Raw genomic sequence first — 12,154 nt, 5'->3', positions numbered from 1 at the left:
CGGGTCAGGACGCGGCGAGGACGTCCACGACGAAGTAGAGGGTGTCGGTGCCCTTGATGCCCGCGGCCGGCTGGCCCTTCTCGCCGTATCCCCAGGCCGGCGGGATCGCGACCAGCACGCGGCTGCCGATGGTGCGGCCCACCAGGGCCTTGTCCCAGCCCTTGATGACCTGGCCCGCGCCGATCGCGAAGGACGCCGGGCTCTTGGAGAACGACTCGTCGAACGGCGCCTTGCCGCCGTACACCTGGCCCAGGTAGTTGACCTTGATGGTCTGGCCGCTCTCGACCTTCGCGCCGTCGCCGACGACCAGGTCGGCGGCGCGCAGCTTGCCGTTCGGCTTCGGGGCGTCGGTGAAGTCGAGCCCGGTGACGTCGCCGCTGTCGTTGGTGACCAGCTCGGGGGCCCAGGCCGGTGCGGCCTGCTCCTTGCCCTGCGGCTCGTCGAGGACCTCCGCGGTGGACAGGATGTCCATGACCACCACGATGGTGTCCTTGTTGGCGATCTGCAGCGACGGGTTGCCGCCGGCGCCGAAGAACTCGTCCGCGACCGCGACGGTGGCGATGCGGGAGCCGACCTGCTGGCCCTCCAGGCTGTCGCGGAAGCCATCGGCGAGGGTGTCGTCGAGGGTCAGCGCCTGGGGCGCCTTGGAGTCGTAGGTGCTGAACGACTTCGTCTCGGTGTAGCCGTTGCCGATCCAGATGTGGGCGGTGACCTCGTTGCCGGCGGCCACCTCCTCGCCGTCGCCCTCGGAGAGCACGGTGGTGTCGCTGCCCTTGTCCATCTCGACGCGACCGTCCCAGCCGACCCGGATGGCCTTGCCGGGCTCGCCCTTGATGCTGAGCGACGCGATCAGGTCGTCGGCGGAGGCGGAGGTCGCTGCGTCGTCCTCACCGCACGCGGCGAGCGCGGGAAGCAGGAGGAGCGGGGCGAGGAGTGCGGGCAGGCGGCGCAGGCGTCGCGACACGTGGATCACCAATCGGCTCGGGAGTCGGTGCTCGGGAATCGGGCGAGGCGAACACTAGACGCCGATGCTGAGAGGAACCTGCACCGGTGCGCCGGGCGGCGGGCTCACATGCCGTCGATGAGGCGCTGCACCCGGTCGTCGTACGCGCGGAAGGGGTCCTTGCACAGCACGGTGCGCTGGGCCTGGTCGTTGAGCTTGAGGTGCACCCAGTCGACGGTGAAGTCGCGGCGTCGCTCCTGGGCGCGGCGGATGAACTCCCCGCGCAGCCGGGCCCGGGTGGTCTGCGGCGGAACCGTCTTGGCCTCGAAGATGCGCAGGTCGCTGGTGACCCGGGCTACCTGGCCGCGCTTCTCGAGCAGGTAGTACAGGCCTCGGTTGCGGCGGATGTCGTGGTAGGTCAGGTCCAGCTGGGCGATGCGCGGGTGGCCCAGCGACAGGCCGTGCTTGGCGCGGTAGGCCTCGATCAGCTTGAGCTTGATCACCCAGTCGATCTCGGTGTCGACCAGGCCCAGGTCGTCGGCCTCCACCGCCTTGAGCCCGCGCTCCCACAGGTCCAAGGTGCGCTCGATGACCGGGGTGCTGAGCTGGCGGCGGTCCACGAACTCGCGGGCCTTGGCGAGGTACTCGCCCTGGATGTCCAGCGCGCTGGCCTCGCGGCCGTTGGCCAGGCGGATCTTGCGGCGCCCGGTGACGTCCTGGGAGATCTCGCGGATCGCGCGGATCGGGTTCTCCATCGTGAGGTCGCGCATCACCACGCCCTCCTCGATCATCCGCAGCACCAGGTCGCAGGAGGCGACCTTGAGCATCGTGGTGGTCTCGCTCATGTTGGAGTCCCCGACGATGACGTGCAGGCGGCGGTACTTCTCGGCGTCCGCGTGCGGCTCGTCGCGGGTGTTGATGATCGGGCGGCTGCGGGTGGTCGCGCTGCTCACGCCCTCCCAGATGTGCTCCGCGCGCTGGCTGACGCTGTACGACGCCCCGCGCGGGGTCTGGGTGATCTTGCCGGCGCCCACCACGATCTGGCGGGTCACCAGGAACGGGATCAGCACGTCGGCCAGCCGGCTGAACTCCCCCGCCCGGCTGACCAGGTAGTTCTCGTGGCAGCCGTAGGAGTTGCCCGCGGAGTCGGTGTTGTTCTTGAACAGGTAGATCTCCCCGGCGATCCCCTCGTCGTGCAGGCGCTGCTCGGCGTCCAGCAGCAGCCCCTCCAGCACCCGCTCCCCGGCCTTGTCGTGCGCCACCAGCTCCGTGACGTCGTCGCACTCCGGCGTGGCGTACTCCGGGTGGCTCCCGACGTCGAGGTAGAGCCGCGCGCCGTTGCGCAGGAACACGTTGCTGCTGCGCCCCCAGCTCACCACCTTGCGGAACAGGTACCGCGCCACCTCGTCCGGGCTCAGCCGCCGCTGCCCCCGGAACGTGCACGTCACGCCGTACTCGTTCTCGATCCCGAAGATCCGCCGCTCCATGGGCCCACAGTAGTGCGCTGGTGGGTGGTGGGTGTGATGTGCGACACGGAGGGGTGGCGGGTCGTGGTTTGGTCCCCAACGGCAGCCTCAGCCCCCGATTTCATGTCGTACGTGACCAATCGTCGAACCCCATGGCCCGCTGCCAGCGGTTCAGGATCCGCTCGCGACCGCGTTCGTCGTAGAGGGAGTTGGCCACCAGGCGGCGCCACCGCGCGATCCGGCGCGCGTCGTGCGGCCTCGCCAGCGCGCGGTCCAGCTCGTGCATCACGACGGCTGCGTGGTTGAGCAGGTCGTCCAGGACGAAGCCGCGCCGGTGGTAGCCGGTCCCGCTCCAGCCGCGCTCGCGCCGCAGGTCGTTGCGGTGCTGGACCTGCCCGCGGTGCCCCGCCCCGTCGTACTCGTGGACCGCGCCGATCGCCGGCACCAACAGGTCCACGCGGCCGATGAAGGTGCCCGCGGCGTCGTACAGCTCGACCTGCGGCTCGACGTCGACCTCCATCTGCTGGTGGAACAGCCGCAGCACGGTCTCCCCCGCCGACTCGCAGCGCGGGGTGGCGAGCTCGTACGCGGTGCGGGCGACGCGTACGCCGGGGCGCCCGCTGGCCAGCACCGCCTGCATGCGCTCGTGGTCGAGGTCGCCAGCCTCGAGGGCGGAGTCGATCATGATCACCAGGTCGAGCACGCCGAGGTCGCGGGCGGCGCGCAGGACGATCTCCTCGGCGGAGTCGACCGGCAGTCCGCGCCGGAGCTCTATCGGATCGGGTGGGCCGAGCCCGCGGGCGACGAGACGCGAGCAGATGAGACCTGGGCGGCGGGGACGGCGCTCGGTGCCGCGCACTGCCGCGAACACGGGGACCTGCTCCGGTACGGCGGGCAGCCGCCACCCGCGCAGGCGCGCGGCGGTGAGGTGGGTGAACACCGCTCCTGGCGGGAGCACCTGCACCCAGGCACGGAGCTCGCGGAGGAACTCCTCCTCGTTCCCCAGGCCGTGGGACCTGCGGAGGTAGAGGCCGTGGCTGACCCGGCGGAACGCGGTCAGCCGCACCTGCCCACGCACGACCTCGTCGTGTCGGGGAGCCTCGTCGGTCCGGTGCGCTGCCACCCCCAGATCGTGCGGCCAGCGAGGTGGCGCGAAACCGGGCGACTGCCGGGCTGTGGAGGCAGCGGGCCGCGGGGACGAAAGGAACGACGTTTGGTCCCCAACGACAACGAAACGGCACGGAATGCTGTCGTTGGGGACCAAACGTCGCCCGGAGGTCGACTAGCTGACTGGCGGCGCCACCGGCGGATCCGGCTCGCCCGGCTGCGGACCGGTGGCACCCGGCGCCTCCGGTGCGGCGGGTGTGGTGACCGCGCCGGCGGAGGGCACCCGGTCGCCGAGCATCGTGTCGAGGCGCGAGGGGCTGAGGCGACGGAACTTGCGCGTCTGCGTGCGGGTGCGGTCGAGCACCGCGACCTCGAGGTCGTCCACCGGGATCACCCGGTCCTCGGTGTCGTTGTGGCCGAGGGCGGAGACGGCGAGGTGCAGGGCGTCATCCAGCGAGGCGCCCGTGGAGTAGCGCTCCTTGAGGTAGCTCGCCACCGACTCCGCGGCGCCGCCCATCACGGCGTACCCGTGCTCGTCGGCGACCTGGCCGTCGTAGGTGAGGCGGAAGATCTGGTCCTCCTCGGGGGTGTCGCCGATCTCCGCGACGAAGAGCTCGACCTCGTAGGGCTTCTCGCCGCCGCTGGAGAAGATCGTGCCGAGGGTCTGGGCATAGGCGTTGGCCAGGCCGCGCCCGGTGACGTCACGGCGGTCGTAGGCGTATCCCCGCATGTCGGCGAGGCGGACCCCGGCGATGCGAAGGTTCTCGAACTCGTTGTAGCGCCCCACCGCCGCGAAGGCGATCCGGTCGTAGATCTCGGAGACCTTGTGCAGCGCCTGGGAGGGGTTCTCGGAGACGAAGAGGATGCCGCCGGCGTACTGCACCGCCACCACCGAGCGGCCGCGCGCGATGCCCTTGCGCGCGAAGTCCGCCCGGTCCTTCATCTGCTGTTCGGGCGAGACGTAGAAAGGCATGCTCATGCGACGGGACCTCCGGGAAGGCCCGCCAGCGGGCCGTCGGGACGGGACATGCGGGCCGCGATCATCCGGTCGGCGACCTCGGCGACGGTGGCCTCGGGCAGGCTGCGCCCGCCCTCGTTGGTGATGACGTGCACGATCGGGAAGATCCGCCGGGTGACGTCCGGCCCGCCGGTGGCGGAGTCGTCGTCGGCCGCGTCGTAGAGCGCCTGGATGGCGGTCATGACCGCCTCGTCCTCGCGCATGTCGCTGCGGTAGAGCTTCTTCAGCGCGCCGCGCGCGAACAGCGAGCCGGAGCCGACCGAGTGGAACCCGGTCTCCTCGTAGCGCCCGCCGGTGACGTCGTAGCTGAAGATCCGCCCGGCGCCGGCCGGTACGTCGTAGCCGACCAGCAGCGGTACGACGGCGAGGCCCTGCATGGCCAGCGCGAGGTTGCCACGGATCAGGGCGGAGAGCCGGTTGGCCTTGCCGTCCATCGAGAGGGTGGTGCCCTCGATCTTCTCGTAGTGCTCGAGCTCGACGCCGAAGAGACGGACCAGCTCGACCGCGATCCCCGCGGTGCCGGCGATGCCGACGGCGGTGAACTCGTCGGTGGCGAAGACCTTCTCGATGTCGCGCTGGGCGATGATGTTGCCCATCGTGGCGCGCCGGTCGCCGGCGAGCACGACGCCCCCGGGGAAGGTCAGCGCGACGATGGTGGTGCCGTGCGGCGCGAGGTCACCGGCCTGGCCGGCGGGCAGCGCGCGGCCACCCGGCAGCAGGTCCGGGGACTGCCCGGCGAGGAACTCGCTGAACGAGGACACCCCGGGGCGCAGGTAGGCGGGAGGGAGACGAGGGTCGTTCACGCGCTCACTCCCCGCCCTTCTGGATGAAGGACTTCACGAAGTCCTCGGCGTTGGACTCCAGCACGTCGTCGATCTCGTCCAGGATGTCGTCGACCTCGCCGTCGAGGGTCTCCTTGCGCTCGGCGACGTCGCTCTCCGGGGTGACCTCGACCGCTTCGTCAGTCTCCGAGGACTTCCGCGGCTGCTTCTGCTCCTGTGCCATGGATCGACCCTATCCACTCCGTGGGTGTCGTGAGGTGCCTCGAGCGGCAGGAATCGCCGAGCGGCGCCATCTGGTTGTCGTTTGGTCCCAAACGACAACGAAAACCCCCGGATCGATGTCGTTGGGGACCAAACGTGCGCCGCCGGGTCCGTCAACCCTCAGGACCGCGTGAGCACGGCGAACAGGTCCGTGGCGGTCTTACAGCGGTCGAGCAGCTCCCCCACGTGCGCGCGGCTGCCGCGCAGCGGGTCGGCGGTGGGGACGCGCTGGAGGGAGTCGCGGCCGGGGAGGTCGAAGATCACCGAGTCCCACGAGGCGGCGGCGACGTGCTCGGCGTACTTCTCCAGGCAGCGGCCACGGAAGTAGGCGCGGGTGTCGGCGGGCGGCTCGTGCATGGCCGCCTCGATCTGGGTGTCGTCGAGGAGCCGCTGGATCCGACCGCCGGCGACGAGGCGGTGGTAGAGCCCCTTCTCGGGGCGGATGTCGGAGTACTGCACGTCGATGAGCTGCAGCTTCGCGGAGTCCCAGTCCAGGCCATCGCGTTGGCGGTACTGCTCGAGCAGCTTCAGCTTCGCCACCCAGTCCAGCTCGGTGGCGCACAGCATCGGGTCCCGCTCGAGGCGGTCCAGCACCGACTCCCAGCGGGCCAGCACGTCGACGGTCTGGGCGTCCGCGTCGGCGCCGAAGCGGTCCTCGACGTACTTCTTGGCCAGGTCGAGGTACTCCATCTGCAGCTGGACGCCGGTCAGGGTGCGCCCGTCCTTCAGGCGCAGGGTCTGGCGCAGCGTCGGGTCGTGGGAGATCGCGCGCAGCGCCCGCACCGGCCCGTCGACGGACAGGTCGCGGGTGATGAAGCCGTCCTCGATCATCGCCAGCACCAGCGAGGTGGTGCCGACCTTGAGGTACGTCGAGATCTCCGAGAGGTTGGCGTCGCCGATGATCACGTGCAGGCGCCGGTACTTCTCGGGGTCGGCGTGCGGCTCGTCGCGGGTGTTGATGATCGGGCGCTTCAAGGTGGTCTCGAGGCCGACCTCGACCTCGAAGAAGTCGGCGCGCTGGCTGACCTGGAAGCCGTGCTCGCGTCCGTCCTGGCCGATCCCGACCCGCCCCGCGCCGCAGACCACCTGGCGGCTCACGAAGAACGGCGTCAGGTGGCGCACGATGTCGCCGAACGGCGTGGCGCGGCGCATCAGGAAGTTCTCGTGGGCGCCGTACGACGCGCCCTTGTTGTCGGTGTTGTTCTTGTACAGCGCGATCGGCGCGCTGCCGGGGATCTGCCCGGCCCGGCGCTGGGCGTCGAGCATGATCTGCTCTCCCGCCTTCTCCCAGCGCACCGCGTCCAGCGGGGTGGTCACCTCCGGGGAGGAGTACTCCGGGTGGGCGTGGTCGACGTAGAGCCGCGCGCCGTTGGTGAGGATGACGTTGGCCAAGCCGAGGTCCTCGTCGGTGAGCTGGCTGGCGTCGGCGACCTGGCGTGACATGTCGAAGCCCCGCGCGTCGCGCAGCGGCGACTCCTCCTCGAAGTCCCACCGCGCCCGCCGGGCGCGCAGCGTCGAGGACGCATAGGCGTTGACCACCTGGGTGGAGGCCACCATCGGGTTGGCCAACGGCTGGCCGAGCACGGAGATGCCGTACTCGATCTCGGTTCCCATCACCCGGCGCACGCTCATCCTTCGAGCCTACGGGACCCGGCGCCTCGATTCCCGGGCCTAGAGTCACGACATGGGGCTCTGGACGGGGCACGTGCTCCCGCGGCTGACCGACCGCTCCCTGCGCGCGCCCGGTCTGGACCCGCTGCGCGAGCGGACCTGCCGGGGGCTGCACGGGCGGGTCCTGGAGATCGGGTTCGGCAGCGGGCTCAACCTGGCCCACCTGCCGGCCGGCGTCAGCGGCGTGGACGCCGTGGAGCCGGTCGACGCCGCCTGGCGGCTCAGCGCGGCACGGCGCGCGGCCTCCCCGGTGCCGGTACGCCGCCTCGGCCTCGACGCCCAGGGGATCCCCGCGGAGACGGCGTCGTACGACGCGGCGCTGTCGACGTTCTCGCTGTGCACCATCCCCGACCCGGTCCGAGCGCTGCGGGAGGTGGCCCGGGTGTTGCGCCCGGGCGCGTCGCTGCACCTGCTCGAGCACGGGTCCGCCCCCGACGGGTCGGTGGCGCGCTGGCAGCGGCGCTGCGAGCCGCTCCAGCGGTGCGTGTGCGGGGGATGTCACCTGACCCGGGACCCGGCGGCCCTGCTCGAGGAGGCCGGGCTGAGCGACGTGACCCTGCGCGGCGGATACCTCCCCGGACCCGCGCTCGGGCGCCCGTGGGGCTACCTCCACCACGGCCGGGCGCGCACCGGTACGGCGAGCGGCCCGGCCGCCGGCTGAACACGCGCGTCGGGCACCCGGCGCGCAGGCCGGGTGCCCGACGGCGTGGCTCAGAGGTACTGGCCGGTGTTGGAGACGGTGTCGATGGACCGTCCCGGCTCGGTGCCCTGCTTGCCGGTGACCAGCGTGCGGATGAAGACGATCCGCTCGCCCTTCTTGCCCGAGATCCGCGCCCAGTCGTCGGGGTTGGTGGTGTTGGGAAGGTCCTCGTTCTCCTTGAACTCGTCGACGCATGCCTGGAGCAGCTGCGAGACGCGCAGCCCGTGCTGGCCGTGGTCGATGTAGTCCTTGATCGCCATCTTCTTGGCCCGGTCCACGATGTTCTGCAGCATCGCGCCGGAGTTGAAGTCCTTGAAGTACAGGACCTCCTTGTCGCCGTTGGCGTAGGTGACCTCGAGGAAGCGGTTCTCCTCGGTCTCGGTGTACATCCGCTCCACCGTGGCCTGGATCATCGCGTCCACGCACGCCTGCCGGTCCCCGCCGAACTCGGTGAGGTCCTCGGCGTGCAGCGGCAGGTCGGGCACGAGGTACTTGCTGAAGATGTCGCGGGCCGCCTCGGCGTCGGGGCGCTCGATCTTGATCTTCACGTCCAGGCGACCGGGCCGCAGGATCGCGGGGTCGATCATGTCCTCGCGGTTGGAGGCACCGATGACCAGCACGTTCTCGAGCAGCTCGACGCCGTCGATCTCGCTGAGCAACTGCGGGACGATGGTGTTCTCGACGTCGGAGGACACCCCGGTGCCGCGGGTGCGGAACAGCGAGTCCATCTCGTCGAAGAACACGATCACCGGGGTGCCGGTGCTCGCCTTCTCCCGCGCCCGCTGGAAGACCAGGCGGATGTGGCGCTCGGTCTCCCCGACGTACTTGTTGAGCAGCTCGGGGCCCTTGATGTTGAGGAAGTAGGACTTCCCCTCCTGCCCGGTGCGCGCCGCGACCTTCTTGGCCAGCGAGTTCGCGACCGCCTTGGCGATCAGCGTCTTGCCGCAGCCGGGCGGGCCGTAGAGCAGCACGCCCTTGGGCGGCTTGAGGCGGTGCTCGGCGAACAGCTCGGGGTAGAGGTACGGCAGCTCGACGGCGTCCTGGATCATCTCGATCTGGTTGCCCAGACCGCCGATCGCGGCGTAGTCGATGTCCGGGACCTCCTCGAGGACGAGCTCCTCGACCTCGGACTTCGGCACCTTCTCGTAGGCGTAGCCGGCGCGGGCGTCGAGCAGCAGGCTGTCGCCGGCGCGGATGGTCTCGCGCAGCAGCGGCTCGGCGAGGCGGACGACGCGCTCCTCGTCGGCGTTGGCGATGACCAGGACCCGCTCGCCGTCGGCGAGCAGCTCCTTGAACATCACCACCTCGCCGACCTTCTCGTAGGCCAGCGCGTCGACGACGTTGAGCGCCTCGTTGAGCAGCAGCTCCTGGCCGGGCACGAACTCCTCCGCAGCCAGGCTCGGGCTCACCGTGACGCGCAGCTTGCGGCCGCCGGTGAGGATGTCGACGGTGTCGTCGTCGTTGCGCTCCAAGAAGGTGCCGAACGTCGCCGGCGGCAGCGCCAGCCGGTCGACCTCCTCCTTGAGCTTGAGGATCTGGTCGCGCGCCTCGCGCAGCGTCTGGGCGAGCCGCTCGTTCTGGCTGCTCATCGCCGCGAGCGAGCGCTCCGCGTCGGCCAGCCGGAGCTCGAGGCCCCGCGAGCCGTCGGGTGCCTCGCTCAACCGTCGGCGGAGGTCGGCCACCTCCGACTCCAGGTAACGCACCTGGCGTGCAAGATCGTCGCGGGCGGGTCCGCCCGTGCTGGCCTGGTCCATCCCGAACGGGTTGTCCGATGTCATCAGCGCCACCTCCTGTGTGCTGGCGACCATACCCGCGCGGAGGTGCCGCGGAAGGGGCCGAATGGCCGCGAAGGTCACGATTCGGTCCCGGTGGAGGGGGGCCTTCCGGGAGGCCTCGAGTGGACGTTTGGTCCCCAACGACAGCCCGAAGGTCCGGATCGTTGTCGTTGGGGACCAAACGTCGCCCTCAGGCGAGCGTCACTCGCCCTCGGCGGCCTCGATCGGGACCCCCGCGGGCCGCGGACCGGTGTAGTCCGGGCCGTACGCGCCGGGGGCGGGACGGCGCTTCTTCAGCGGCGGGCGCTGGCCGGGGGCCATGCGCCGCGCGGTGACGAGGAACGCCGTGTGGCCGATCATCTTGTGCCCGGGGCGCACGGCGAGGCCCTCGACGTGCCAGTCGCGCACCAGCGACTCCCAGGGCTGGGGCTCGGTGAAGCCGCCGTGGATGCGGACGGTCTCGACGAACCGGGACAGCTGGGTGGTGGTGGCGACGTAGGCGCACACGATGCCGCCGGGCAGCAGCGCGTCGGCGGCGGCGTCCAGGCACTCCCAGGGCGCGAGCATGTCGAGGATGATCCGGTCGCAGCGCTCGCCGGAGGCGGGCAGCGCCTCGGCCAGGTCGCCGAGCCGCAGGTCCCAGGCGGGGTGCTCGCCGCCGAAGAACTGGGTGACGTTGCGGCGCGCGACGTCGGCGAACTCCTCGCGGCGCTCGTAGGAGGTGACCTTGCCGTGCGGGCCGACGGCGCGCAGCAGCGAGCAGGTCAGCGCGCCCGAGCCGACCCCGGCCTCGACCACGTGGGCCCCCGGGAAGATGTCGGCCATCGCCACGATCTGGGCGGCGTCCTTGGGGTAGACGACCGCGGCGCCGCGTGGCATCGAGACCACGAACTCCGAGAGCAGCGGGCGGAAGACGAGGTACTCCCCGCCGGCGGAGGAGGTGACGGTGAAGCCCTCCTCGCGCCCGATCAGCTCGTCGTGCTCGAGGTGGCCGCGGTTGGAGAAGAACCGCTTGCCCGGGACCAGCTCGAAGTTGTGGCGCCGGCCCTTCTGGTCCAGCAGGCGCACCCACTCCCCGGCGCGCAGCGGACCGCGGTGGACGCCGGACCAGGCCTCGGGGGTGACGTCGGGGGCCGTCTCGGACCCGGAGTCCGGGGTGGCGTCGGAAGGGGGCACGGCGGCGTCGAGCTCGGCGTCAGGCACGGGCAGCCACTTTAGTGTGCGGCCCGCTGGAACGCCGCCTCGACGTCGGCAGTGACCAGTACGCCGTACACCGAGCCGTCGGGCTCGACGAGCAGGTACTCCGTGGCCGGGGTCCGGTTGATGGCGGCGAGCAGCTGCTCGCCGTCGATGTCGGCGTCCAGGCGCAGGCCCGGCTCGAGGGTGCGCGCGACCGAGGAGACCGGCACCCAGGGGCGCCGCTCCTCCGGTACGGCGAGGAGCGCGGCCTCGTTGACCAGCCCGACGGGCTCGCCGTTGGGGGCCACCGTGACCACGCCCCCGGCCTGCGCGGCCTGCGCGCGGCGTACCGCCTCGGCGAGCGGCAGGTCCTCGGGCACCATCACGCTGCGCCGCGCGAGCGGGCGGGGCCGCAGCCGCGGCAGGCGCGCGCGGACGCGGCTGGTCGCGATCGAGGCGGAGGCGCCGGTCCACAGGAACAGGCCGATGATGAAGGCCAGGATGAAGTCCACGATCTGCGGCTCGATGCCGAAGAGGACCTCCAGGGCGACCGGCCACAGCAGGATCAGCGCGGCGGTGACCCGGCCGCCCCAGCCGGCGGCGATGCCGCCCTTGTGGCGGTTGCCGGTCAGCTGCCAGACCGCGGCCTTCAGCACCCGGCCGCCGTCCAGCGGCAGGCCGGGGATCAGGTTGAGCACGCCGACGAGCAGGTTGGCACTGGCCAGGCCGCCGACGGCCATCCCGATCAGCCCGCCGGGGACCACGAACCACAGCGCGCCGGCGGCCAGGCCGACGGCGATCGAGGTGAGCGGCCCGACCACGGCGATCCAGAACTCCTGGCGCGGGGTGCGGGCCTCACCCTCGATCGCGGTCATGCCGCCGAGGAAGTGCAGGGTGATCGAGGTGACCCGGAAGCCGTAGTGCTTGGCCATCACCGCGTGCGAGGCCTCGTGCAGCAGCACCGAGCCGTACAGGACGACGGCGAAGGCCACGCCGGCGACGTACTTCAGCGCGCCCAGCCCGGGCTGCACCTCGTCGACGGCGGGCGCCAGCACGAGCGCGATCAGCGCGGCGACGATGAACCAGGTCGAGGAGACGAGGACGTCGCTCCCGGCGACGGTGCCGACCTTGAACGTCCCAGTTGGGCGGGCCGGGGAGCGGGTCGGGGCGTTGCTCGGAGGAGGGTCGGGATGATCGGCCACGCCTTGACGCTATCCGACGGCTGCCAGTCGGGCGGCGGACGGGACTGTCG

The 12,154-nt window shown here is 71.4% G+C and carries 11 protein-coding genes; 1 reads left to right on the top strand and 10 read right to left on the bottom strand.

What is annotated here, in order from left to right; translation table 11 throughout:
• Positions 1-4 precede the first annotated feature (4 nt).
• The 7 genes from HOQ23_RS21475 to dop form a co-directional block, all read right to left on the bottom strand.
• Positions 5-964 (bottom strand): FKBP-type peptidyl-prolyl cis-trans isomerase, encoded by a 960-nt coding sequence (locus HOQ23_RS21475; RefSeq protein ID WP_172212910.1) that lies wholly within the window; start codon positions 962-964, stop codon positions 5-7.
• A gap of 104 nt (positions 965-1,068) precedes the next feature.
• Positions 1,069-2,430, bottom strand: a complete 1,362-nt coding sequence (pafA, locus tag HOQ23_RS06340) for a Pup--protein ligase (RefSeq protein WP_172212908.1) — start codon at positions 2,428-2,430, stop codon at positions 1,069-1,071.
• Between the two features lie 100 nt (positions 2,431-2,530).
• The gene (locus tag HOQ23_RS06335; protein ID WP_172212906.1) at positions 2,531-3,532 is read right to left on the bottom strand and encodes a hypothetical protein; all 1,002 of its coding nucleotides are present in this window, start codon (positions 3,530-3,532) and stop codon (positions 2,531-2,533) included.
• 159 nt (positions 3,533-3,691) lie between these two features.
• Positions 3,692-4,495, bottom strand: a complete 804-nt coding sequence (gene prcA, locus HOQ23_RS06330) for a proteasome subunit alpha (protein WP_172212904.1) — start codon at positions 4,493-4,495, stop codon at positions 3,692-3,694.
• Positions 4,492-5,337, bottom strand: a complete 846-nt coding sequence (gene prcB, locus HOQ23_RS06325) for a proteasome subunit beta (protein WP_172212902.1) — start codon at positions 5,335-5,337, stop codon at positions 4,492-4,494. Before prcB ends, prcA begins: the two co-directional genes overlap by 4 nt.
• A 4-nt stretch (positions 5,338-5,341) precedes the next feature.
• Positions 5,342-5,539 carry a ubiquitin-like protein Pup gene (locus HOQ23_RS06320; RefSeq protein WP_172212900.1) on the bottom strand — a complete coding sequence of 66 codons (198 nt, stop codon included), beginning with the start codon at positions 5,537-5,539 and terminating at the stop codon, positions 5,342-5,344.
• Positions 5,540-5,697: 158 nt separating this feature from the next.
• Positions 5,698-7,209, bottom strand: a complete 1,512-nt coding sequence (gene dop, locus HOQ23_RS06315) for a depupylase/deamidase Dop (RefSeq protein ID WP_216653755.1) — start codon at positions 7,207-7,209, stop codon at positions 5,698-5,700.
• A gap of 52 nt (positions 7,210-7,261) precedes the next feature.
• Here dop and HOQ23_RS06310 point away from each other — a divergent pair, with 52 nt between their 5' ends.
• Complete coding sequence (locus HOQ23_RS06310) at positions 7,262-7,909, top strand: class I SAM-dependent methyltransferase (protein WP_172212898.1); 648 nt, start codon at positions 7,262-7,264, stop codon at positions 7,907-7,909.
• A 50-nt stretch (positions 7,910-7,959) separates the two neighbouring features.
• On the opposite strand, the gene arc is transcribed toward HOQ23_RS06310, so the two are convergent.
• The 3 genes from arc to HOQ23_RS06295 all read right to left on the bottom strand — a co-directional run bounded on the left by arc (position 7,960) and on the right by HOQ23_RS06295 (position 12,104).
• Positions 7,960-9,726: a proteasome ATPase gene (gene arc, locus HOQ23_RS06305; RefSeq protein WP_253945227.1), complete on the bottom strand. Its 1,767-nt coding sequence runs from the start codon at positions 9,724-9,726 to the stop codon at positions 7,960-7,962.
• Between the two features lie 198 nt (positions 9,727-9,924).
• Entirely contained in the window at positions 9,925-10,809 is an 885-nt protein-coding gene (locus HOQ23_RS06300; RefSeq protein ID WP_216653831.1) for a tRNA (adenine-N1)-methyltransferase, read from the bottom strand.
• Between the two features lie 128 nt (positions 10,810-10,937).
• Positions 10,938-12,104 (bottom strand): site-2 protease family protein, encoded by a 1,167-nt coding sequence (locus tag HOQ23_RS06295; RefSeq protein WP_367650401.1) that lies wholly within the window; start codon positions 12,102-12,104, stop codon positions 10,938-10,940.
• Between the last annotated feature and the right edge of the window lie 50 nt (positions 12,105-12,154).

The sequence above is a fragment of the Nocardioides sp. zg-DK7169 genome, assembly GCF_013155365.1.
Classification (GTDB): domain Bacteria; phylum Actinomycetota; class Actinomycetes; order Propionibacteriales; family Nocardioidaceae; genus Nocardioides.
The sequence above is the reverse complement of the archived record's forward strand: the minus strand, read 5'-3'. Positions and strand labels throughout refer to the sequence as shown.

Bases quoted from the DNA above. Each gene is read 5' to 3' on its own strand.
- pafA (WP_172212908.1), bottom strand. From the start codon at position 2,430: ATGGAGCGGCGGATCTTCGGGATCGAGAACGAGTACGGCGTGACGTGC.
- prcA (WP_172212904.1), bottom strand. From the start codon at position 4,495: ATGAGCATGCCTTTCTACGTCTCGCCCGAACAGCAGATGAAGGACCGG.
- HOQ23_RS06320 (WP_172212900.1), bottom strand. From the start codon at position 5,539: ATGGCACAGGAGCAGAAGCAGCCGCGGAAGTCCTCGGAGACTGACGAA.
- dop (WP_216653755.1), bottom strand. From the start codon at position 7,209: ATGAGCGTGCGCCGGGTGATGGGAACCGAGATCGAGTACGGCATCTCC.
- HOQ23_RS06310 (WP_172212898.1), top strand. From the start codon at position 7,262: ATGGGGCTCTGGACGGGGCACGTGCTCCCGCGGCTGACCGACCGCTCC.
- arc (WP_253945227.1), bottom strand. From the start codon at position 9,726: ATGACATCGGACAACCCGTTCGGGATGGACCAGGCCAGCACGGGCGGA.